The 22,377-nt window shown below is 73.9% G+C and carries 16 protein-coding genes; 12 read left to right on the forward strand and 4 right to left on the reverse strand.

Annotation, left to right across the window (positions count from 1 at the left end):
• Positions 1 to 196 precede the first annotated feature (196 nt).
• Positions 197 to 1,837, forward strand: a complete 1,641-nt coding sequence (locus tag ACFYNS_RS06370; protein WP_388601152.1) for an ABC-F family ATP-binding cassette domain-containing protein — start codon at positions 197 to 199, stop codon at positions 1,835 to 1,837.
• A 9-nt stretch (positions 1,838 to 1,846) separates the two neighbouring features.
• Here the strand turns inward: ACFYNS_RS06370 and ACFYNS_RS06375 are convergent, their stop codons facing one another.
• The gene (locus ACFYNS_RS06375) at positions 1,847 to 3,058 is read right to left on the reverse strand and encodes an ROK family protein (RefSeq protein WP_388601155.1); all 1,212 of its coding nucleotides are present in this window, start codon (positions 3,056 to 3,058) and stop codon (positions 1,847 to 1,849) included.
• A 644-nt stretch (positions 3,059 to 3,702) separates the two neighbouring features.
• On the opposite strand from ACFYNS_RS06375, the gene ACFYNS_RS06380 reads away from it, so the two are divergent.
• From ACFYNS_RS06380 to ACFYNS_RS06395, 4 genes are all read left to right on the forward strand, one after another.
• Positions 3,703 to 5,223 (forward strand): hypothetical protein, encoded by a 1,521-nt coding sequence (locus tag ACFYNS_RS06380; protein ID WP_388601157.1) that lies wholly within the window; start codon positions 3,703 to 3,705, stop codon positions 5,221 to 5,223.
• 4 nt (positions 5,224 to 5,227) lie between these two features.
• Positions 5,228 to 7,285: a glycogen debranching N-terminal domain-containing protein gene (locus tag ACFYNS_RS06385; protein WP_388601160.1), complete on the forward strand. Its 2,058-nt coding sequence runs from the start codon at positions 5,228 to 5,230 to the stop codon at positions 7,283 to 7,285.
• 32 nt (positions 7,286 to 7,317) lie between these two features.
• A complete protein-coding gene (locus ACFYNS_RS06390; protein ID WP_360297404.1) occupies positions 7,318 to 8,280 on the forward strand; it encodes an FAD-dependent oxidoreductase in 963 nt (320 codons plus the stop codon).
• A 146-nt stretch (positions 8,281 to 8,426) separates the two neighbouring features.
• The gene (locus ACFYNS_RS06395; RefSeq protein ID WP_360297407.1) at positions 8,427 to 9,905 is read left to right on the forward strand and encodes a M1 family metallopeptidase; all 1,479 of its coding nucleotides are present in this window, start codon (positions 8,427 to 8,429) and stop codon (positions 9,903 to 9,905) included.
• A 156-nt stretch (positions 9,906 to 10,061) separates the two neighbouring features.
• Here the strand turns inward: ACFYNS_RS06395 and ACFYNS_RS06400 are convergent, their stop codons facing one another.
• Positions 10,062 to 10,940: an oxygenase MpaB family protein gene (locus ACFYNS_RS06400; RefSeq protein WP_360297410.1), complete on the reverse strand. Its 879-nt coding sequence runs from the start codon at positions 10,938 to 10,940 to the stop codon at positions 10,062 to 10,064.
• Positions 10,941 to 11,174: 234 nt separating this feature from the next.
• On the opposite strand from ACFYNS_RS06400, the gene ACFYNS_RS06405 reads away from it, so the two are divergent.
• From ACFYNS_RS06405 to ACFYNS_RS06430, 6 genes are read left to right on the forward strand one after another with little or no spacing between them, the layout of a single operon-like run.
• Positions 11,175 to 12,884 carry an ATP-binding protein gene (locus ACFYNS_RS06405; protein WP_388601163.1) on the forward strand — a complete coding sequence of 570 codons (1,710 nt, stop codon included), beginning with the start codon at positions 11,175 to 11,177 and terminating at the stop codon, positions 12,882 to 12,884.
• Entirely contained in the window at positions 12,881 to 13,312 is a 432-nt protein-coding gene (locus tag ACFYNS_RS06410; RefSeq protein ID WP_360297415.1) for a roadblock/LC7 domain-containing protein, read from the forward strand. Before ACFYNS_RS06405 ends, ACFYNS_RS06410 begins: the two co-directional genes overlap by 4 nt.
• Complete coding sequence (locus ACFYNS_RS06415) at positions 13,309 to 13,671, forward strand: DUF742 domain-containing protein (protein WP_360297418.1); 363 nt, start codon at positions 13,309 to 13,311, stop codon at positions 13,669 to 13,671. Before ACFYNS_RS06410 ends, ACFYNS_RS06415 begins: the two co-directional genes overlap by 4 nt.
• A complete protein-coding gene (locus ACFYNS_RS06420; RefSeq protein WP_360297421.1) occupies positions 13,652 to 14,293 on the forward strand; it encodes an ATP/GTP-binding protein in 642 nt (213 codons plus the stop codon). Before ACFYNS_RS06415 ends, ACFYNS_RS06420 begins: the two co-directional genes overlap by 20 nt.
• Positions 14,290 to 15,582, forward strand: coding sequence for a cytochrome P450 (locus ACFYNS_RS06425; RefSeq protein WP_388601166.1), 1,293 nt, complete (start codon positions 14,290 to 14,292; stop codon positions 15,580 to 15,582). Before ACFYNS_RS06420 ends, ACFYNS_RS06425 begins: the two co-directional genes overlap by 4 nt.
• Positions 15,579 to 16,853, forward strand: a complete 1,275-nt coding sequence (locus tag ACFYNS_RS06430; RefSeq protein ID WP_360297424.1) for a cytochrome P450 — start codon at positions 15,579 to 15,581, stop codon at positions 16,851 to 16,853. Before ACFYNS_RS06425 ends, ACFYNS_RS06430 begins: the two co-directional genes overlap by 4 nt.
• A 350-nt stretch (positions 16,854 to 17,203) precedes the next feature.
• On the opposite strand, the gene ACFYNS_RS06435 is transcribed toward ACFYNS_RS06430, so the two are convergent.
• Positions 17,204 to 19,021: an AMP-dependent synthetase/ligase gene (locus ACFYNS_RS06435; RefSeq protein WP_388601169.1), complete on the reverse strand. Its 1,818-nt coding sequence runs from the start codon at positions 19,019 to 19,021 to the stop codon at positions 17,204 to 17,206.
• Positions 19,022 to 19,275: 254 nt separating this feature from the next.
• Between ACFYNS_RS06435 and ACFYNS_RS06440 the strand changes: the two genes are divergently transcribed.
• On the forward strand, positions 19,276 to 20,055 hold the full coding sequence (locus ACFYNS_RS06440) for a MerR family transcriptional regulator (protein WP_360297430.1): 780 nt from the start codon (positions 19,276 to 19,278) through the stop codon (positions 20,053 to 20,055).
• Between the two features lie 88 nt (positions 20,056 to 20,143).
• Here the strand turns inward: ACFYNS_RS06440 and ACFYNS_RS06445 are convergent, their stop codons facing one another.
• Entirely contained in the window at positions 20,144 to 22,324 is a 2,181-nt protein-coding gene (locus ACFYNS_RS06445; RefSeq protein WP_388601171.1) for a 3-hydroxyacyl-CoA dehydrogenase NAD-binding domain-containing protein, read from the reverse strand.
• Between the last annotated feature and the right edge of the window lie 53 nt (positions 22,325 to 22,377).

Consider the following 22,377-nt stretch of genomic DNA (forward strand, 5'->3'; position numbering starts at 1 on the left):
TCGCCGTGAGGAGAGGCCGTTGCGTATCTGAGGTCTGAGACACCGTGTGCCCTGTCTGTGTGCCACGAGTGCGACCTCGGAAGCGAGTCGGCCGACTGCTGCCCCTCTCCTCTTCTGATCCCCGTCCCGGTGTATCCGTCCGGGCCCGGTGTCTCCATGTTGCTCATCCCCACCGTGATGCGACCAGGAGGCCCCTGTGACCACTTCCGCACCTTCCCTCATCTGCTCCCGGCTGACCTTCTCCTGGCCGGACGGCACTCCGCTGCTGACCGATTTCGACCTGTCCGTCGGCCCCGGGCGCACCGGCCTGATCGGGCTCAACGGCACCGGGAAGTCCACCCTGCTGCGGCTGCTGGCGGGTGAACTGCGGCCGGACGCGGGAAACGTCACGGTCCGGGGCGAGGTGGGCTACCTGCCGCAGAACCTCACCCTGGACACCTCCCTGCGGGTGGACGAGGCCCTGGGGGTCGCCCGCGCCCGCGCCGCGCTGCACGCCATCGAGTCGGGAGACGTGGGCGAGGAGCAGTTCGCCGCCGTCGGCGACGACTGGGACGTCGAGGAGCGTGCCCGGGCGACGCTGGACCAGCTCGGCCTGAGCCACATCGGGCTCGACCACACCATCGGTGAGATGTCCGGCGGCGAGTCGGTACTGCTGCGGCTGGCCGCCCTGCTACTGGCCGGGCCGGACGTCCTGCTGCTGGACGAGCCGACCAACAACCTCGACCGGACGGCCCGCCGCCGGCTGCACGAGGCGGTCTCCTCGTTCCGGGGCGTGCTCGTCGTGGTCAGCCACGACCGCGAACTGCTGTCGCTGGTCGACCGGATCGCCGACCTGCGCGGCGGTGAGGTGACCTGGTACGGCGGCGATCTGGAGGCGTACGAGGCCGCTGTCGCCGCCGAACAGCAGGCGGCCGAGCGGATGGTGCGTGCAGCCGAGACCGATGTGCGGCGCCAGCGCCGGGAGCTGGCCGAGGCGCGGATGAAGCTGGCCCGGCGGGCGCAGTACGGCAGCAAGCAGGCCGCGGCCGGGAGCGAACCGAAGATCCTGCTGGGCGCCCGCAAGCGGCAGGCGCAGGAGACGGCGGGAAAGCACCGCCTGCTGCACGAGCAGCGGCTGGACGAGGCGCGGCAGCAGTTGGAGGAGGCGTCCGAGCGGGTTCGGGACGACTCGGCGATCCGCGTCGACCTGCCCTCGACCGCGGTGCCGCGCGGACGGCGGGTCCTCGAGCTGCGGGAGGTGGAGCTGCGGCACGGCCCCCGGGTCGACCTCGACGTGCACGGGCCGGACCGGATGGCGCTCGTCGGGCCGAACGGTGCGGGCAAGACGACGCTGCTGCGGACCCTGGCCGGGCAGCTCCCGCCCGTCGCGGGCGAGGTGCACACGCATGTGCCGCTGCGCTACCTGCCGCAGCGGCTGACCGTGCTCGACGACCGGCTGTCCGTCGTGGAGAACGTCGCGCGTTCGGCGCCGCAGGCCACCAACCAGCAGATCCGCGCCCGGCTCGCGCGGTTCCTGCTGCGCGGCAAGCGGGCCGACCGCGCGGTGGGCACGCTCTCGGGCGGCGAGCGCTTCCGGGCCGCGCTCGCCGCCGTCCTGCTGGCGGATCCGGCGCCCCAGTTGCTGATGCTGGACGAGCCGACCAACAATCTGGACGAGTCCAGCGTGCGGCAGTTGCGGGACGCGCTGACGGCGTACGAGGGTGCTCTGCTGATCGCCAGCCACGACCTCCCGTTCCTGGAGGAACTGGGCATCACCCGCTGGCTGGGGCTGCGGGACGGCACGCTGCTGGAGGCCGCTCCGCAGGAACTCGGCCTCCTTCCCGCGGAGGGCGACTGACCGGCGGGCTCAGCCGGCCAGGGCGGCCAGGCGGGCGTCGGCCCGGGCGGGGGCGTAGCGGTCCTCGACGACCAGCGCCGCGGCACCGGTCAGGCCCGCGCGCTCGCCGAGCCGGGAGGTGACCACGTTCAGGTGCGCGGTCGTACGGGGCATGGCGCGCTGGTAGAGCAGTTCCCGTACGCCGGTCACGAACGGGGTGCCCGCCAGGTCACCGGCGATCATCAGCACCCCGGGGTTGAGCAGGGTGACCACCGTGACCAGCACCTCCCCCACCAGCCGTCCGGCGTCCCGGGCCAGCCGCACCGCCTCCGGGCGGCCGGCGGCGAGGTGGTCGCGGACGCCGGAGCCGGAGGTGGTGGGCACCCCGGCGGCGGTGAGCTGTTCGGCCAGCGCCCGGCCGCTGGCGACGGCGGCGAGGCAGCCGTGGTTGCCGCACATGCACAGCGCGTCGGGGAAGTCGTGCAGCCGGATGTGCCCGATGTCGCCCGCGCCGCCGTCCGTGCCCCGGTAGGGCTGCCCGTCGACGACGACGCCGGCGCCGATCCCGGTGGCGACCTTGACCAGCAGGAACGCCGCGCAGTCGGGGTAGCCGGCGCGCTGTTCGGCGTAGGCCATGAGGTTGGCGTCGTTGTCGACGAGGACGGCCGGAGGCGCCGCGGACCGCACGTGGGCCGTGTAGGCGGCCCGCATCCGGTCGGGCAGCGGACAGCCGTCCCAGCCGGGCATGATCGGCGGCTGGACGACCACTCCGGAGTCGACGTCGACCGGGCCGGGTACCGACAGGCCGATGCCGCAGACGCGGGCCGGGTCCGTGCCGTGCTCGGCGAGCAGCGCGGCGAACCACCGCGCCAGCCGGTCGAGCACCGTCTCGGGTCCGTCGCCGACGAGCATCGGGCCGGAGGTGTGGGCCAGCACGTTCCCGGCGAGGTCGAGCAGGCCCGCGGTGGCGTGCCGGGTACCGAGGTCGGCTGCGAGGACCACGGCGTGCCCGGCGTCGAATTCCAGCCGCGTCGAGGGCCGACCGCCGGTGGAGCCGGGCTCGGGCGCCGGCTCGCCCTCGCGCAGCCAGCCCGCGGCGAAGAGCTGGTCGAGCCGGTGGCCGACGGTGGACCTGGACAGCCCGGTGACCTGCTGGAGGGCGCCGCGGGTGGTGGCCCGGCCGTCCCGGATGAGCCGCAGCAGGTGGCCCGCGCTCGACTGGTTGCCGGTGGTGCCGGTCATGCTCTCCTCAGCTCTCGTCCGCTCTCGTCCGCGGTCGCCGGTCCGCGGTCAGCGGCGCCCGGCGGCGGGAACGGCAGGACGACGGGGACGGTCGGGGTACCACCGCATCCTGCCATCAGCGCCGCTCAGCGGCCCCGGCGCCGTCGGCACCCGCCGGCTGTGGGCACCGGCCCGCCGGGTCCCGGATCCGGTGCCGACCGCCGCCTCGGGTCCGGCGTCGTACCTCGGGTCCGGCGTCGCGCCTAGGGTCCGGCGCCCGCATCCCCCGCGGACGTCGGCACAGCTCGCGCGGGGTTCGGCAGCCTGGTCCGGGTCCTGGTTTCGACCGCGAGTGACACATCTCATCGTCAGTTATGTCTGTTCACAAGACGTAACTACCAGGTATCTTCGACGAAACTCACGGAGTCCCGGCGGCTCGCGCCGTGGCAGCGGCGGAAGCGGAAGAGCACGCGCAGGGGCCCGAGTGCCGGACATATGCCGCGTAGGCGGCCACCGCGAGAGCGCGAAGGGCGGAGCATGGTCAGGACGGCCTGCCGGGAGCGACCGCTTCCGGGCGGCGGGCGGGAGGCGCTTCCCGGCGGGCGGAGGACGCCGGGCGGACGCACCCCGGCGGGCGGTACCGCCCGTCCCGGCGGGGTGGCGCGGTGACCCCTCCACTGCCGTCGACCGGTGTCGGCCCCGCCGCCGCACGCGCCCGCGCCACCACCCCGCCGCGGCAGACGGAACACCGCGGACTGCGCCGCTCCGCCTGCCGGGTACTGCTCGCCAACCGGAACGGCACCTCCACCGTGCCCTCCCGCGCGCTGTATCCGCACCAGTGGAGCTGGGACTCGGCGTTCATCGCCATCGGGCTGCGCCACCTCTCCCCGGTGCGGGCGCAGCAGGAACTGGAGACACTGCTGGCCGCGCAGTGGGGTGACGGACGCGTCCCGCACATCGTCTTCCATCCCGCGGTGCCGCTCGACGCCTACTTCCCCAGCCCCGACTTCTGGCGCTCCTCCTCGGCGGGTGCCGCCGCCGGGGCGCCGCGTGCGGTCGAGACCTCCGGTGTGGTGCAGCCGCCCGTGCACGCGCTGGCCGCCTGGCTGGTGCACCGCACCGACCCGTGCGCCTCGGCCCGGCGCGGCTTCCTGGCCGGGGTGTACCCGCGGCTCGCGGCCTGGCACCGCTACCTCGCCGAGCACCGGGATCTGGGCGGAGGCGGGCTGGCCGCCGCGGTGCACCCCTGGGAACCGGGCATGGACAACAGCCCGTGCTGGGACGGGCCGCTGGCCCGGATCGAGCCGGCGGACCCGGCGTCGTTCCGCCGCGCCGACCTGGCGCACGGCGCGGCGGGAGACCGGCCCACCGACCTGGACTACGGACGCTATGTCCGGCTGGCCGCCGAGTACCGCGAGCACGGCTACCGCGACGCGGCGGCTGCCCACCCCTTCGCCGTGGAGGACCCGGGGTTCAACGCCCTGCTCATCGCCTCCGAGTACGCGCTGGCCCGGATCGCGGAGGAGCTGCACGGCGACGCCGCGCTCCACCGCAGGCGCGCCGCGGCCCGCACGGAGGCGCTGGTGGAGCGGCTGTGGTCGCCCCGGACCGGACAGTTCCACTGCCGCGATCTGCGGGCCGGGGCGGCTTCGGGCCGCGACGGGCACGGCGGCGCGCTGGTGCCCGAGCGCAGTGCCGCGGGGCTGCTGCCGCTGGTGGCGCCCGGCCTGCCCCGGCCTCTGGTCGAGACACTGCTGAGCACCGCCGAGGGCGACCACTTCGGACTGGGCACCCGGGTGCGGCTGCTGCCCAGCTACGACCTGCGCGGTGCGTCCTTCGACCGGAACCGCTACTGGCGGGGCCCGGCCTGGTTCAACGTCAACTGGCTGCTGGAGCGCGGGCTCCGGGAGCACGGTGAGCACGCGCGGGCCGACGTGCTGCGCGCAGAGGTGCTGCACGCCGCGGCGGCCAGTGGCTTCGCGGAGTACCTCGACCCGTACACCGGGCAGGGGCACGGCGCCCGTGACTTCAGCTGGACGGCCGCACTCGCCCTGGACCTGCTCGGAGGGGACGCGGACGCCGCGGACGCCGCGAATGCCCAGGGCACCGCCCCGGGACAGGGCGCCGCGGCCCGCGCGCCCGTACCCGCGCCCTCGCCCGTTCCCCCGTCCGAGAAGGGACCGTGACCCCATGACGGCGATCGAGCACCGGCTGCTCGTGCACGACGGGACCTTCGCGGTACTGGCCGCTTCCGGGGACATCGCCGGGCCCATGGGAGCGCTGCCGGCGGACGGGCTCTTCCGCCGGGACACCCGCCATCTGAGCCGCTGGCAGCTGACGCTGGACGGCGCCGCCCCCACCGTGCTCGTGCCGGCGCGGGACGACGGCCACCGCCTCCCGACCGCCGCGGCGGACGGACTCGCGGAACCGGAAGGGAGCGCCGATGGCGGTGCGGTCGTCCTCACCCCGCACGGAACCCGCGAGGCCCCGCCCGCCTGCACGGTCTTCCGTGAGCAGGCCGTGGTGGACGGTGCGCTGACCGAGCGGATACGCGTCGTCAGCAATCAGGGCACGGCCGCCCCGATACGGGTGAGCCTGACCGTGGACGCCGACTTCGCCGACCAGAGGGAGCTGCGCTCGTCGCGGCAGGAGTTCACCAAGCCGCACCGGGCGCGGAGCACCGTCGCCCGCCCCGACGGCGTCGAGTTCCACTACCGGCGGGGCACGAACTGGCACACCCGTACGGTCGTCACCGCCGATCCCGCGCCCGCCGAGACCGCCGCCGCGGCAGGCGCCGAGGGCACGGACGGCGCCGGGCCCGACGGAACGGCCCGCAGGCTGAGCTGGCTCCTGGAACCGGCCCCGCACGCGGCGGTCGAGCTGCGGCTGTGCGTACGGACACTGCCGCACGGTGCTCCGGACGCGACAGCCCCCGGCCCGGCCGAGGCACCGGACCCGGCCACCGTGCGGTCCGAACTGGCCGCCGCACGGCACGCGTTCGCCACCGCCGAGCCCCGTCCCGGTCTGCGTACCGGTCGGCCGGAGCTGGCCCGCGCCTGCGAACAGGGGCTCGCGGACCTGGCCGGACTCTGCGTCACCGTCCCCGGGTCGGACGGTGCCCCGCTGCGCGTGCCGGGTGCCGGAGCACCCTGGTATCTGACCCTGTTCGGCCGTGACTCGCTCCTGACGTCCTTCTTCACACTGCCCTACCGCCCGTTGCTCGCCGAGGCCACGCTGCTCGCGCTGGCGGCCACCCAGGACGGCGAGGCGGAGCCGGGGCGGATCGCCGAGCCGGGGAAGATCCTCCACGAGCTGCGGCACGGTGAGCTGACCGCCTTCGGGCAGCTGCCGCACGAGCGTTCCTACGGCTCCGTCGACTCCACCCCGCTCTTCCTCGTCCTCCTCGGCGCCTACGCGGAGCAGCGGGGGGCCGCGGGAGCGGAACTCGCCCGCCGGCTGGAGCCGCAGGCGCGGGCCGCGGTGCGGTGGATGTTCGACCGGGGCGGGCTGGCGGACCTGGGCTATCTGGCCTGCCGGCCCGGCGAGGGCGGAGGGGGCGACCGGAGCTGGAAGGACTCGCCCGGCGCGATCTGCGCGGCCGACGGCACCCTGCCGACCGGTGCCGTGCTGGTGGCCGAGGTGCAGGGGTACGCGTACGACGCGCTGTGCCGCACCGCCGAGCTCGCCCGTACGGTCTGGGGCGACCCGGGCTTCGCCGGCTCGCTGGAGCGGGCCGCCGCGGGGCTGCGGGAGCGCTTCGGCGCCGACTTCTGGCTGCCCGAGCGCGGCTTCCCGCCGCTCGCGCTGGAGGAGTCGGGCCGGAAAGTGGATGCGCTCGCCTCCGACGCGGGGCATCTGCTCTGGTCGGGCATCCTGGGGCAGCGCCGGGGCGAGACGGTGGGGCGGCGACTGCTGGAGGCGGACTTCTTCTCCGGGTGGGGGGTACGCACCCTGGCCGCCGGACAGGCCGCCTACCATCCGCTCTCCTGCCATCGCGGCGGCATCCAGCCGCAGGACAACGCGCTGATCGCACTCGGTCTGGCCCGCTACAGCCTGCGGGCCGAGGCGGCGCGCCTCGCGGACGGGCTGCTGGCCGCCGCCGAGCGGAGCGGCCACCGGTTGCCGCAGGTGCTGGCCGGCTACGCCCGCGAGGACGTGCCGGAGCCGGTGCCCTCGCCGCACGGAGGTGCGCCGCGTGCCTGGGCGGCGGCCGCCCCGCTGGCCCTGCTGACGGCGCTGAGCCGGTGACCTGCCGGTGTCCGGCACCGTAGTGTCGCGGCATGACCGGGGTGACGGGGACGGCAGCGGGCAGCACACGACGGACCGGGGGCGTGGTCGTCCTCGGCGGCGGAGTCATCGGGCTGACCACGGCGGTGGTCCTGGCTGAGCGTGGATCGGATGTGCGCGTGTGGAGTCCGAGCCCGCCGGAGGGGACGACCTCGGCGGTGGCCGGCGGCCTGATCTGGCCGTACCGGATCGCACCGGAGCGGCAGGCCCTGGACTGGGCGGTCCGCTCCTTCCGGCACTTCTCCTGGCTCGCCGAGCAGCCGCCGGCCACCGGGGTGCGGCTGGTCCGGGGGCGCATGCCGGACAGCACGCCGCCCGCGGAGTGGAGCGCGCTGACCGGTACGCCGCCCCGCGCTCCGCTGGTCGACATGGGCAGCTATCTCCGTTTTCTGAGGGGCCGTCTGGAGGCGGCGGGCGGGCGCTGGGAGCAGCGTGCGGCCGGTTCGCTCGCCGAGGCGGCGGCCGAAGCTCCCGCGGTGGTGAACTGCAGTGGGCTCGGCGCCCGCGAGCTGGTGCCCGACCCCCAGGTGCGGCCGGTGCGCGGCCAGATCCTCGTGGTGGAGAACCCGGGTGTCGCGGAGTGGTATGTCGCCGCGGGCGCCGGCGCCCGGGAGACGACGTACCTCCTGCCGCAGCCCTACGGCCTGGTACTCGGCGGCACGGCCGAGGACGGTGCCGAGGAGCGGGAGCCGGATCCGGCGACGGCGGCGGAGATCGTACGCCGGTGCGCCACCGTCCACCCGGAGGTGGCGCAGGCCAGGGTGCTCGAACACCGGGTGGGGCTGCGGCCGTTCCGGCCCCGGGTCCGGCTGGAGGCGGAGCGGATTTCCGACGGGCGGGGCGGCACCGCGCTGTGCGTGCACAACTACGGGCACGGCGGCGCTGGTGTCACCGTCTCGTGGGGGTGCGCGGTGGACGCCGCCCGGCTGGTGGGGCCGCCCGAAGCGGGCGGATGACGTACGCGCACCGGAACGGCGACCGCGCGGGGACGGTGTTCTCGGGTGCGGCTGGATGACGCTGGTTGCTGTGGACATGCAATGTGACACGGGAGTACACACGTTTCGGAAGAAGTGACCCCTGTCGCATATGAGTTGGAGGACTCGTGCGCCACAGACTGATCGTCCCGGGTGCGGCAGCGGCGGCCCTGCTGCTGCTCGCGGCCCCGGCCTCGGCGGCCGAACCGACTCCGGGAGCACCGGGCGCGGGCGACCCCTACTACCCGGACTACGGGAACGGCGGCTACGACGTCTCCCACTACGACCTTCGGCTCACCTACCGGCCGAAGACGGACGAACTGGCGGGCACCGCCACCCTGCTGGCCACCGCCCGGCAGGACCTGTCCCGGTTCAACCTGGACTTCGCGCTGGACGTCACCGAGGTGCGGGTGAACGGGAAGAAGGCCCGTTTCGGCACCGCCGGGGCGCACGAGCTGCGCATCACCCCGGCCGAGCCGCTCACCGAGGGCGAGAAGGCGACCGTCGTGGTCCGCTACCACGGGACGCCCTCCAAGGTGAAGGTGGACGGTTTCACCTCCTGGCACCGCACCCCGGACGGCGGAGTCGCGGCCAACGAGCCCGAGTCCGCGTGGTGGTGGTTCCCCAGCAACGACCATCCGACCGACAAGGCGAGCTACGACGTCAGCGTCGCCGTCCCCGAAGGCACCCAGGCCCTCAGCAACGGCACCCTCCAGTCGCAGCGCACCCGGGCCGGCTGGACGCGCTTCAACTGGCGCTCCCGCGCCCCGCAGGCCACCTATCTGGCCACTCTGGCGGTCGGCAGGTTCGACATCACGACGTCCGAGACCGACTCCGGGCTGCCCGTCATCAACGCCTACAGCAAGGACCTGGGCGAGCACGAGGGCGCGGCACGGGCCAGCGTCGAGCGGACGGCCGAGCTGACCGAGTGGCTGGAGGGCTACTTCGGCAGTTACCCGTTCGACGCGCTGGGCGGCTATGTGCCCAACACGGACACGACCTTCGCGCTGGAGACCCAGACCCGCCCCTTCTACAGCCCCGACGACTTCGCGGACGGCTCCAACACCTCCGTGGTCGTGCACGAGATGGCCCACCAGTGGTACGGGGACAGCGTCTCGGTGAAGGGCTGGAAGGACATCTGGCTCAACGAGGGGTTCGCGCGGTATGCGCAGTGGCTCTGGTCCGAGGACCAGGGTGAGGGCACCGCACAGGAGTTGGCCGACTACGCCTACGCCTCGCACCCCGCGGACGACCCCTTCTGGAAGGTCGCGCCGGGCGACCCCGGCCCCGACAACCAGTTCCACCGGGCGGTCTACGACCGCGGCGCCATGGCCCTGCAGGCGCTGCGCAACAGGATCGGCGACAAGGACTTCCTCGCCCTGCTGAAGGGCTGGCCGAAGGCGCACCGGGGCGGCAACGCCGAGGTGGGCGACTTCGTCGCCTACGCGGAGAAGGTGTCCGGCAAGCCGCTGGCCGGACTCTTCGACACCTGGCTGTACCAGCCCTCGAAGCCTGCCGCACCCGCGTCGGCCTTCACCGCCGGCCGCGCTCCGGAGCGCCCCCGCTCCTGGAAGCAGATCCACACGGCGGACCATCCGCGCCGCTGACCCGGCGCACTCCTCCGGTGCTCCGCCCGGCGGGACGGTCCCCGACGGAGCGCCCGGCCCCTCGTCCGCGCCACCGCGGGCGGGAGGGCCGGGCGCTGCCTGTGCGGGCCGTCCTCCGGCCGGGCCGCCTCGCAGCCGGGCCGCCCCGGCACGAGGTCAGCGGCGCTGCGCGCGGGCACGGCGGGCGTAGGGCAGGTAGCGGAGGCGCTCCGGGAGGAGCGGAAGCGTCCGGGCGAGCACCCGGCCCAGGCGGCGCAGCCGCCGCTCCTGCCGCGAGGTCCAGGGCAGCCCCAGGACCTGGCGTGCCTCGGGCGGCATCAGTCCCACGGTCAGGAAGCGGCGGAGCCGGGCGAACCCGGGAACGACCAGCGGCCACACCGCACGGACGGTCCACCGCACGGGCCGCGGCCCCCAGGGCGGCGGCGGGATGTCGGTGTTCAGCGAGGTGAGCTCGCGGACCACCCGGGTGGGTTCGATCTCCTCGGCCAGCATTCGGTGCCAGTAGGGCCAGAACTCCTCCCGCGTCTGCGGCATGTCCCGCTCGTGGATCCCCAGCACCCGGCCGACCTGGAGCCACTCGGCGTACAGCTGCCGCTCCTCGGCGTCGGTGTAGGGGCGGCGGCCGAGGTAGCGCTGCGCGTGCCGGTAGGTGGGGAAGCCGGTGGCGTGCACCCACGCGTAGTAGGCGGGGGTCAGCGCGTGGTAGGGGCGGCCGTGCGCGTCGACGCCCTGGATGTGTTTGTGCAGCTCACGCAGTCTGCGTCCTTCCGCGAGCCCCTCCTCGCCGCCGTAGACCCACAGCAGGAAGCTGCCCAGCGAGCGCTCCCCGCGGCCCCAGGGATCGGTGCGGAAGACGGAGTGCTCGTCCACTCCGGCGCCCACGGCGGGGTGGGCGACCTGCAGGGTGAGCGCGGCGGGCAGCATCAGGAGCTGGCGGACCTCGCCGACCACGTCCCACAGGATGCCGTCCGGGGGCGGAGGCTCCGGCCCGGTGCGCACTGGCTGTCGTTCCTCGCTCGTCTGCACGCTTCTCATGATGCCTCCGGGGCCCGCACGACGCTCTGCGGCCTCCGGTTCCGGCGCGGCGCGGGGTGCGGAACCCGGCGCGGCGAACGGTACGGCGGGCCGGAACCGGTCGCGGATGCCCCGCGGCAGAACACCCCAGTGTTACCTACTGATCACTAACTGACTTATATTGGTGCGACGTTGATCGGAGGGCTGCGGCTAAGCTCTCGCCTCTGCCCGGTTCCGTTCCCTAGGACCTGATTGATGACCTCCCCCGAGATACCACCGCCTCCGGCCTCCGCCGCGGACGGAACGGCGGTCGACCCATCCGGGCCGACCGCCGGCGGCGCCCCGACGGTCCCGGCCGGTCGCGGGGCCGCCAAAGGCACGGCACTGGCCCTGCTGGTCTCCGTCGCGGTCGTCGGCGCCGCCTGCCTGATCACCGTCCAGACCTGCGCCGACACCGCGCGTACCGCGGTCGCCTGGGGCACCGGCGCGGCGGGGGCTGTGCTGTGCACGGCGGTCGCGGTCGCGGTGCACGCCCGGCTCACCAGCCGCTCGCTGCGCGCCCAGGTGGCAGCCGCTCGGGCCGAGGCGGCCGAACGGGACGCGGCCGAGGCCCGCTTCGCGGACACGACGGTCCCCGGCGTCGTGCAGCGGCTGCGCCGCGGCGCCTCGGCAGAGACCGCGCTGGCCGAGACGCCCCCGGTGGCCTCCGAAGCGCAGCGCCGGGTACTGGCAGCCCTGGCGCACGAGGTCCACCGGGGCGAGACCCTGCGGGCAGCGGCGATGTCGGCCTGCGCCAACGCCGCGGGCCGGGTACAGGCACTGGCCACCAGCATGGCCGCCGACCTGCGGGAGATGGAGCACCGGCACGCGGACGAGGACGTGCTGGGCGATCTGCTGCACCTCGACCACCGGAACGCGCAGACGGGCCGGATCGCCGACTCGCTCGCCGTATTGACCGGCGCGCGCTCCGGCCGCCGCTGGGCCAAACCGATCGTGATGGAGTCCGTGCTGCGCGGCGCGATGGGCCGGATCAGCGGCTACCAGCGGGTGCGGCTGCACTCCACGAGCGAGGCCGCAGTCGCGGGTCACGCGGCCGAAGGCGTGATGCACGCGCTGGCCGAACTGATGGACAACGCGGCCAACTTCTCACCACCCACCTCCGAAGTGCACGTCTACGTCGAGGAGGTGGCCGCCGGAATCGTCATCACCGTCGAGGACGGCGGGCTGGTGATGGGCGACGTCGCGCTGCGCCGGGCCGAGCAGGCCGTCTCCGGCGAGCACGGCGACCTGACCACGCTCTCCGGCACCCGGCTCGGTCTGGCCGTGGTCGGGCGGCTGGCGCGCAAGCACGGCCTGCAGGTCTCCTTCCGCCCCTCCGCGCACGGCGGCACGGGCGTACTCCTGCGCGTCCCGCACGAGTTGGTGACCGAACCGCGCCACGAGGAGCCCCCCGAGGTGCCGGCCCCGGCCGCCGCGGTCCCGCCCGTGCCCCACGCGGAGCGGAGCCCCGCACGCCCTACGGCCCGGCGTCAGAACGGCACGGCGGCGGTCCACTCCCGCCCACCGGAGCCGGCCGGCTCGGACGTGCGGCGCTCCCCGGGCCACGACCGGCGGGAGGACGCCGCCCCGACGACTCCGGCACCGCCGCCCCAGGAGTTCGGCGAGAGCGGACTGCCCAAGCGGCGGCGCGGGCAGACCCTGGCCGCCGTCGCCCGTGCCTCGGCCACCTCCTCGCGACTCCCGGAACCCGCACCCGGCGCGGAACAGCGGGAGACGACCACCGCCGGGGAGACCGCGGACGGCCCCGCTGCGGCCCATGGCACCAGACGCCCCTCCGGCGCCCGGTTCGGCGACTTCCGGCGAGCCGTCCAGGGCACCGGCACCGAAGACACCGGCCGGCGCTCCCGGCCGTCCGACTCCTCCCCCACCCGCTCCTCTTCCCTCTCGGAGGACGACACCGAATGATCACTGACGACAAGCTCGACTGGCTGCTGGAAAGCCTCCTGGAGCGCACACCGGGCGCCCGGCACGCCCTCGTGCTCTCCCGCGACGGACTCAAGCTGTGCCGCACACCCGAGCTCTCCGTCGACCAGGCCGACCAGCTCGCGGCCATCTCGGCCGGCATCCAGAGCCTGTCGCACGGTGCCTCCGTGGAGTTCGGCGACGGCCGCGGCGGAGTCCGGCAGGCGATGGCCGAGTTCTACGGCGGCATCCTGTTCGTCGTGGAGGCGGGCGACGGCGCCCATCTGGCGGTCGTCGCCGAGGAGGACTCCGATGTCGGCCTCATCGGCCACAACATGAACGAACTGATCGAACAGCTCAGCGAACACCTCAGTGCTCCGCCGCGCCGGCCGGACGGGGAGGACGACGGCCGCGGAGGCGGAGACGTATGACCCGGCCGGGCCGGGACGAGGACCCGGACCGGCTGTACACCGTGACCGCCGGGCGCAGCCGCTCGGCGGCCGGAGCCGAGACCTTCGACCTGGTGACGCTCGTGGTCAGCGAGTGCGCTCCGGCGCGCGGCATGCAGTCGGAGCACGCCGCGATCCTGCGCATCTGCCGCTTCCCCACGGCAGTCGTGGAACTGGCCGCCGATCTGGGCCTGCCGGTGAGTGTCGTCCGCATCCTGCTGGGCGACCTCCTCTCCCAGGGGAGGATCACCGCGCGCCATCCGCGGCGCGCCCGCACCGCTGACGCACTGCCCGACCCCGACATTCTGAAGCAGGTGCTCGTTGGACTCCGCAACATCTGAAGCGAACCCCGCGCCGGCAGCGGGCGCCGAGGCCCGCCCGCCGCTGCTCAGCACCGCGGCCCAGGGCCTGAAGATCGTGGTCGTCGGCGGCTTCGGCGTGGGCAAGACCACCATGGTGCGAGCCGTCAGCGACATCCGGCCGCTGAACACCGAGGAGACCATGACCCGCGCCGGGGAGGGCGTCGACGACCTCGCCGCCGTCCGGGGCAAGACGACCACCACGATCGCCTTCGACTTCGGCCGTATCAGCCTGGACGACGAGACGGTGCTCTACCTGTTCGGAGCGCCGGGGCAGGAGCGGTTCTGGTTCCTGTGGGACCGCCTCTTCGCCGGCACCCTGGGCGCCGTCGTCCTGGTGGACACCCGGCGACTGGAGGACTCCTGGTACGCCATCGACCGGCTGGAGGCGCACGGCACCCCGTTCATCGTCGCGCGGAACGACTTCGGCGGTCCCCCGCACACGACCGATCAGGTACGCGAGGCTCTCGACCTGCCCGCCGGGATCCCGCTCCTCGACTGCGACGCGCGGTCCCGCGAATCCAGCAAGAACGTGCTGCTCGCTCTCGTGAACCACCTCTACGACCTGTCCACCGCGCGTTCCGCCCCGGAGAACACCCCGTGACACCGCCCCAGCCCCCCGGCGCCGCCTCCGCGCCCCCGCCCGGCTGTCCCGCCCATCCGGACTCCGGCGCCGTCCCGCTGCTGGGGCAGCGCTTCCAGAACGAGGACCGGGCGCGGCTCTACCGCGAGATGTACGAGCAGCACGGGCCCCTCGCCCCGGTCCTGCTGCCGGGAGATGTCCCCTGCTGGCTGGTGCTCGGCTACCGTGAACTGCACCGGGTCACCTCCGAACCGGCCCTCTTCAGCCGGGACTCCGGGCTGTGGAACCAGTGGCCGAACATTCCCCCGGACTGGCCGCTGCTGCCGATGGTCGGCAAGCAGCCGTCGATCCTCTACACCGTCGGCGAGCGGCACCGGCGCCGCGCGGCCCTGGTCGGCGACGCGCTGGCCGCGGTCGACCCGTTCGAACTGCGCAACCACGCCGAGCGGTTCGCCGACCGGCTGATCGACGGCATCTGCGCACGCGGCTCGGCCGACCTGATCGCCGAGTACGCCAAGGTGCTGCCCGCGCTGGTGCTCGCCCGGCTCTACGGCTTCTCCGACGAGGCCGGAGCCGAACTGGTGCCCAGCATCAACGCGCTGGTCGACGGCGGGCCGGAGGCGCTGCGCGGCCGGGACCGGGTGCAGGCGGCCATGCACTCCCTGCTGGCCGCCCGGCGCTCCGCACCGGGCGCCGGGGTCGCCTCCCGGATGCTGCACCACGACCACGCGCCCGAGTTCACCTTCGAGGAGCTCCTCGAGGACATGATGGTGAACATCGTCGCGGGCCACCAGCCGACCGCGGACTGGATCGGCAACTCCCTGCGGCTGATGCTCACCGACGAGCGGTTCGCCGCCTCGCTCTCCGGCGGCCGGCACAGCGTCGCCGAGGCCATGAACGAGGTGCTGTGGGAGGACACCCCCACCCAGAACATCGCGGGCCGCTGGACCACCCGCGACACCCGGCTGGCCGGCCGGCACATCCCGGCGGGCGATCTGCTGATGCTCAGTTTCGCCGCCGCCAACGGCGACCCCCAGATCCGCCCGGACCGCACGGTCTTCACCGGCGGCAACAGCGCCTTCCTCTCCTTCGGGCACGGCGAGCACCGCTGCCCCTATCCGGCCCAGGACCTCGCCGAGGGCATCGCGCGCACCGGGATCGAGGTGCTGCTGGACCGGCTGCCCGACCTGGACCTGGCGGTCAGCCCGCAGGCCTTGGTCTGGCGTGCTTCGCCGTTCCTGCGCGGGCTGGCAGCGCTGCCGGCCCGCTTCACCCCGACTCCCACCAGCGCCGCAGGAGGCCATGGATGACTTCGTGCCCCGTCACCGGAACCGGTTCGGACCCAGGCGCCGACCGTGCGGATGCCACCGACCCGGTGATCGTGCTCGATCCGCTGGTCGGCGACCTGGCCGGCGAGGGCGCCCGGCTCCGCGCCGCGGGGCCGCTGGCTCCCGTCGAGCTGCCCGGCGGGGTACGGGTGTGGGCGGTGACCCGGCACGCGGAGGCCCGCAAGCTGCTGACGGACAGCAGGCTGGTGAAGAACATCGACCACTGGGCCGCCTACCGGCGCGGGGAGATCCCACCGACCTGGCCGCTGATCGGGCTGGCCGACCCGGGCCCCAGCATGCTCACCTTCGACGGGCCCGAACACCGCAGGCTGCGCGCGCTGACCGCGCAGGCGCTCACTCCGCGCCGGGTTGCGGCGCTGCGGCCCCGTATCGAGCAGATCACCCGCACGCTGCTGGACGGTCTGGAGGCGGCGGCCGACGCGGAGGGCCGGGTCGATCTCAAGTCCGCCTTCGCCTACCCGCTGCCGATGGCGGTGATCGGCGATCTGCTGGGCATCGACACCACGCGGATCCCGCGGCTGCGCACGCTGTTCGACGGCTTCTTCAGCAGCGTCACCCCGGCCGAGCAAGTCCCGGCCATCATCGCCGAGCTGGGTGCGCTCTTCGGCGCCGAGGTCGCCCGGAAGCGGGAGTCGCCCGGCGACGATCTGACGAGCGCGCTGCTGGCGGCCGCGGAGGAAGGCGACTCGCTCAGCGACGAGGAGGTGGTCGCCACCGTGCAGGTGCTGATCACCGCCGGACACGAGACCACGATCAGCCTGCTGGTGAGCGCGGTACGGGCGCTGCTCACCCGTCCGGAACAGCTCGCCCTGCTCCGGTCGGGCGAGGTCGGCTGGGAGGCCGCCGTCGAGGAGACCCTGCGCTGGGACGCGCCCACCACACATGTGCTGATCCGCTTCGCCACCGAGGACCTGGAGGTCGGCGGCGCCACGGTGGCGCGGGGCGATGCAGTGATCATCTCCTACGGCGCCATCGGACGGGACGAGGAGCAGCACGGGCCGGACGCGGAGCGGTTCGACCTCACCCGCACGCCCGCACGCCACCTCTCTTTCGGGCACGGGCCCCATGTCTGCCCCGGCGCGCCGCTGTCCCGGCTGGAGGCGCTCGTCGCCCTTCCCGCCCTCTTCGAGCGTTTCCCCGGACTGCGGCTGGCCGTCGACCCGGCGGAGCTGCGCAACAAACCCGCGATCACCCAGAACGAACTCCACGAGCTGCCGGTGCGGCTGGGCTGAAGCAGGCTGCGCCAAGAGGCGTCCCCGCACCGCGCCGGGCAACCGCGGTCCGGCCCACCCGCGCCCGGCGCGCCGGCAAGAGGCGGCTCGCCGGGGCCTCGGCGCTCCTGTGGCGGACCGACGACCAAGGCCCGTCTCGCCGCCGACGGCCGGGGACTGTCCCCGACCGTCGCCGTCCGCCCGGCAACGTCGACGGCTCCACCGTCTTCGACGAGCTCATGGACTGCTTGAGAGCGCCCCGCGCCGGAGTCGGGCGGCCCCGTCGCCGACCCGGCGAGGTCATCGCGGACAACACCCGACCTCCTGGCGGACCCGGCTACCCGGTGAGGCACGCCACACCTGGGGGGTTCTCACACCTGATCTTCGTACAGCCCGTCGATGACCTGCCGGAAACGGTCGCGTACGACCTGCCGCCGCAGCTTGAGCGAGGGGGTCAGCTCCCCGGTCTGCGGGGTCCACTCCCGCTCCAGCAGGTGGTGGCGCTTGACCTGTTCGGTGCGGTTGAGCCGGGCGTTGGCGGCGGCCACGGCACGGTCGATCTCGGCGCGGACGGCGGGGAGTGCAGCAGCCCGGCCCGGCGGCACCTCGACACCGTTGCGGGCCGCCCAGGCGGGGAGCTCCTCGGCGTCCAGCACCAGGAGGGCGACCAGATAGGAGCGGCCGTCCCCGTGCACCATCGCCTGGCCCACCAGCGGGTGCTCCTTGAGCGCGTTCTCCACCAGGGTCGGGGAGACGTTCTTGCCCGTGGAGGTGACGATCATCTCCTTCTTGCGGTCGGTCAGCCACAGGAAGCCGTCCTCGTCGACGCGCCCGACGTCCCCGGTGGCGAACCAGCCGTCCGCGTCGGTATCGGGCCGGACCGAACCGTCGGGGCGCAGATAGCCCGCGAAGAGGGTGCTGCCGCGCACCAGGATCTCACCGTCCCCGGCGGTGCGGACCTCCGTGCCGCCCAGCGGGCGGCCCACCGAGCCGAGGCGGAAGGCCGCGGGCCCGTTGAGAGTGAGCGCCCCGGTGGTCTCCGTCAGCCCCCAGGCGTCCATGATCACCACTCCCAGGCCCGCCCAGAAGTCCTGCAGGTCCGGCGGCAGCGGGGCGGAGGCGCTGGCCGTCCAGACCAGCCGGTCGAAACCCACCGGCGCCAGCAGCGGCCGCAGGACCTCGTGCCGGGCCTTCTCGTAGGCCGCCGCCAGCTGCGGGTCGGGGTCGTGGCCCCGCTCACGGCAGCGCACCTGGGCGCGGGCCACCCGTGCGGCGTCCTGAACCGCGGCCCGCCGCTCCGCGGGCAGCGCCTCCAGCGCCGCGCGGACGGCCGCGGCCAGCTTCTCCCACACCCGCGGCACCCCGAAGAACTGCGCCGGTCGCAACTCCCGTACCAGGGCGGCGACCCGGTCGGGGTCGGGGCACAGGTGGACGTGTCCGGCGCGCAGCACCGGCAGGTAGATGCCGAGCATCCGCTCGGCGATGTGCGCGAAGGGCAGGTAGCAGATGTGGTCGACGTGGTCGGGCAGTTCGGCGATCCCGTCGAGTGCGATGCCGTTGAGGATCACGTTCCGGTGGCTGATCACCACGCCCTTGGGGTCGCCGGTGGTGCCGGAGGTGTAGACGACGGTCACCGGGTCCTCGGGGCGCACTCCGCGCCATGTCCGTTCGAAGGCGGCGGAGTCGTGCAACTGCGGCAGGGTGCTCCAGGCGGTGTGCGGGCCCGCCGCGTCCGTGTCGGCCACCACGAGCCGGAGCCGTCCGGAACCCTGCTGCCCGCAGGCCGGCAGCTGTTCCCAGCGGGAACGCTCCTCCGCTCCCCCGAGGACGGCCAGGCGGGCCCGCGAGTGCCGGACGATATGAGCGATCTGCTCGGGCGAGGCGGTGCCGTAGACGGAGACGGGCACCGCGCCCAGGTGCATCAGGGCCAGATCGGTGAGCCAGTGCTCGGGGCGGTTTCCCATCATCAGCAGGACGTGCTCGCCGGGGGTGACGCCCAGCGCGCCGAGTCCGGCGGCCGTCTCGGCGACGCGGTGGCGGACCTCGGCCCAGCTGAGCGTGGTGCGGCCGCCCCGGCCGGTGCCCCAGGAGAGCGCCGGGAGGTCCCCGTGGTCGCGCTCGTTGCGCAATAACAGGTCGGGGACGGTCAGTTCGGACGCGTCGCCGGGGAGTCTCAGGATCGTCGTCATGGCGCCTCCGGAGGTGAGGTGGCCGATGAGTGGTGCCGACCGCGGCCGCCGGGGCTCCCGCGCCGCGGGCAGCCGGTACGCCCCCGCCGTCCTGCCGCGAGCCTAGCGCGGCGCCCCGGCCGCGTCGACGGCGCCGCGAGAGCGGAGCGGTACGGCCCGGCGAGGTTTCACATAAGTGGTGAGACAGCAATACTGTTGAACACGATCGGTACGCACGGCACCCCAGTGGTGCCGCGGTGAGAGGGGCGCGGCAGATGGAGCGGCAGAACGGGACGACGGGCGAGCCCCTCGACCAGCTCACCGTCGACCAGCTCGCGGCCCGGGCGGGCGTGACGGTGCGCACGCTCCGTTTCTACAGCACCCGCGGCCTGCTGCCCCCGCCCACCATCGGACCCCGCCGGGTGGGCCGCTACGGCCCCGAGCACCTCTCCCGGCTGGCGCTCATCGAGGAACTGCAGCACCAGGGCATGACCCTGGCGGCCATCGAACGCTATCTGCAGCGGCTCCCCGACGACATCAGCGCCCACGATCTGGCCATCCACCGCGCGGTCGTGGCCTCCTGGCTGCCGGACACCGTGGACGAGACGACGCGTTCCCAACTGGAGGGCCGGGTCGGCCGGGAGCTGACCGACGACGACCTCGAACGCCTCGCGGCGATGAGCGTGCTGGCCCCTACGGACGACCCGGACGTCTTCCGCGTCGATCCCGCGCTCGTGCAGCTCGGGGTGCGGCTGCTGGACGTCCCGATCTCGCAGGAGGCGATCCTGGCCGCCCGCTCGGTGATGCTGGAGCACGCCCGCTCCGCGGCACGGGAGCTGAGCCGGCTCTTCAAACAGGAGGTGTGGGACCCCTACCGGGAGCTGGAGCCGGACCCCGAACGGCTGGAGCGGATGAAGTCGCTCTCCGCGCATATGCAACCGATGGTGGTGCAGGCCCTGGTGACGGCCTTCCAGCGGTCCATGAAGGAGGAGCTGCGGGAGGTCTTCCCGCTGGAGAGCGCCCCGCGCACGGCCTCCGGCCCGGCACCCGAGTGACCCGGCAGCCGGGGCCGGTCAGCCGGGGCCGGTCAGCCGGGTCGGTCAGCCGGGTCGGTTCGGGGCAGCCGGACCGGTCGTGCGCAGGTCAGTCGGTGAAGGTCTCGCCCCGCGCGGCCTTCTCCGCCAGCAGCGCGGGGACCGCGAACCGCTCGCCGTAGCGCTCGCCCAGTTCCCGGGCGCGGGCCACGAAGCCGGCCGGGCCGCCCTCGTATCCGTTGATGTACTGGATCACGCCGCCCGTCCAGGCGGGGAAGCCGATGCCCATGATGGATCCGATGTTGGCGTCGGCGACCGTGGTGAGCACGCCTTCCTCGAACAGCCGCACGGTGTCCAGCGCCTCGGAGAAGAGCATGCGCTCCTTCATGTCCTCGAACGGGATCCCGGGCTCCCCCTCGGCGGCGAAGTGCTTCCGCAGGCCCGGCCACAGCCCGGCCCGCTTGCCGTTCTCGTCGTAGTCGTAGAAGCCCGCACCGCCGCTGCGGCCGGTGCGGCCGAACTCCTCGACCATCCGGTCGAGTACGGCGTCGGCCGGGTGGGCGGGCAGTTCCCCGCCCTCGGCCCGCAGCGCCTGCCGGGTCTCGTCCCGGATCCGGCGCGGCAGGGTGAGGGTAAGTTCGTCCATCAGGGAGAGCACCTTGGCCGGGTAGCCCGCCTGCGCTGCGGCCTGCTCCACGGTGGCCGGGTCGACGCCCTCGGCCAGCAGGGCGACGCCCTCGTTGATGAAGTGGCCGATGACGCGCGAGGTGAAGAAGCCGCGCGAGTCGTTGACCACGATCGGGGTCTTGCGGATCCGCCGTACGAGGTCGAACGCGCGGGCCAGCGCCTCGTCCCCGGTCTCGCGCCCCTTGATGATCTCGACCAGCGGCATCTTGTCCACCGGAGAGAAGAAGTGCAGCCCGATGAAGTCCGCGCGGCGCTCGACGCCTTCGGCGAGCGAGGTGATCGGCAGCGTGGAGGTGTTGGAGCACAGCAGCGCGTCCGGGGCGACGAGGTGCTCGACCTCCTGGAACACCTTGTGCTTGAGCGCGGGGTCCTCGAACACCGCCTCGATCACGACGTCGCAGCCCGCCACCGCCTGCGGATCCGCTGTGGGGGTGATCCGTGCCAGCAGCGCGTCGCGGTCGGCCTCGGTGGTCTTCCCGCGGGAGAGCGCCTTCTCCAGCAGCCCCGCCGAGTACGCCTTGCCCTTCTCGGCCGCCTCCGGGGTGACGTCCTTGAGCACGACCTCGATGCCCGCCCTGGCACAGGAGTACGCGATTCCGGCGCCCATCATCCCCGCGCCCAGCACGGCCACCTTGGCGACCTCGCGCTCGGCGATCCCCTGGGGCCTGCTGCGGCCGGCGTTGACGGCCTGGAGGTCGAAGAAGAACGCCTGGATCATGTTGGTGGAGATCTGCCCGCAGGCCAGCTCCACGAAGTAGCGGGCCTCGATGACCTGCGCGGTCTCGAAGTCCACCTGGGCACCCTCGACGGCGGCGGCGAGGATGTTGCGCTGCGCCGGATAGGGCGCGCCGCCGGTCTGCTTCTTGAGGTTGGCGGGGAAGGCCGGCAGGTTCTCCGCGAACTTCGGATGCGCGGGCGTCCCGCCGGGGATCCTGTACCCCTTGACATCCCAGGGCTGCTGCGCGGCGGGGTTGGCCTCGATGAAGGCGCGGGCGGCGGCCAGCATCTCCTGCGGCGTCCCGACGACCTCGTGGACCAGACCGACCTCCTCGGCCTTGGCGGGACGGTACTGCTGGCCTTGGAGGAGCACGTTCAGCAGCGCGTCGGTGATGCCCAGCAGCCGCACCGCACGGGTGACGCCGCCGCCCGCCGGGAGCAGCCCCAAGGTGGCCTCCGGGCAGCCGATCTTCGAGCCGCGGGTGTCGAGGGCGACGCGATGGTGGCAGGCCAGCGCGATCTCCAGGCCGCCGCCGAGCGCTGCGCCGTTGAGCGCGGCCACGACCGGGATGCCCAGGGTCTCGATACGGCGCAGGTCGCGCTTGATACGCATGCCGTTGTCGAAGACCTCCTGGGCGTTCTCGGGCCGCGCCCGGATGAGCAGCCGCAGGTCGCCGCCGGCGAAGAAGGTCTTCTTGGCGGAGGTCATGATGACGCCGCGCACGCTGTCCCGTTCGGCCTCGAGCCGGTCGGCGACCGCGGTGAGGGACGTCTGGAAGGCCGCGTTCATGGTGTTCGCGGACTGGTCCGGGTCGTCGAAGGTCAGTGTGACGATCCCGGTGCTGTCCTGGTCCCAGCGGATCGTGGTGGCGGTGGGTTCGGGCATGGTTCGGACTCCCTGAGCGAGCGGTGCGGTGCCCCCGGCGTCGGCGAGGGGGA

It is taken from the genome of Streptomyces sp. NPDC006925, assembly GCF_042869575.1.
Classification (GTDB): domain Bacteria; phylum Actinomycetota; class Actinomycetes; order Streptomycetales; family Streptomycetaceae; genus Streptomyces.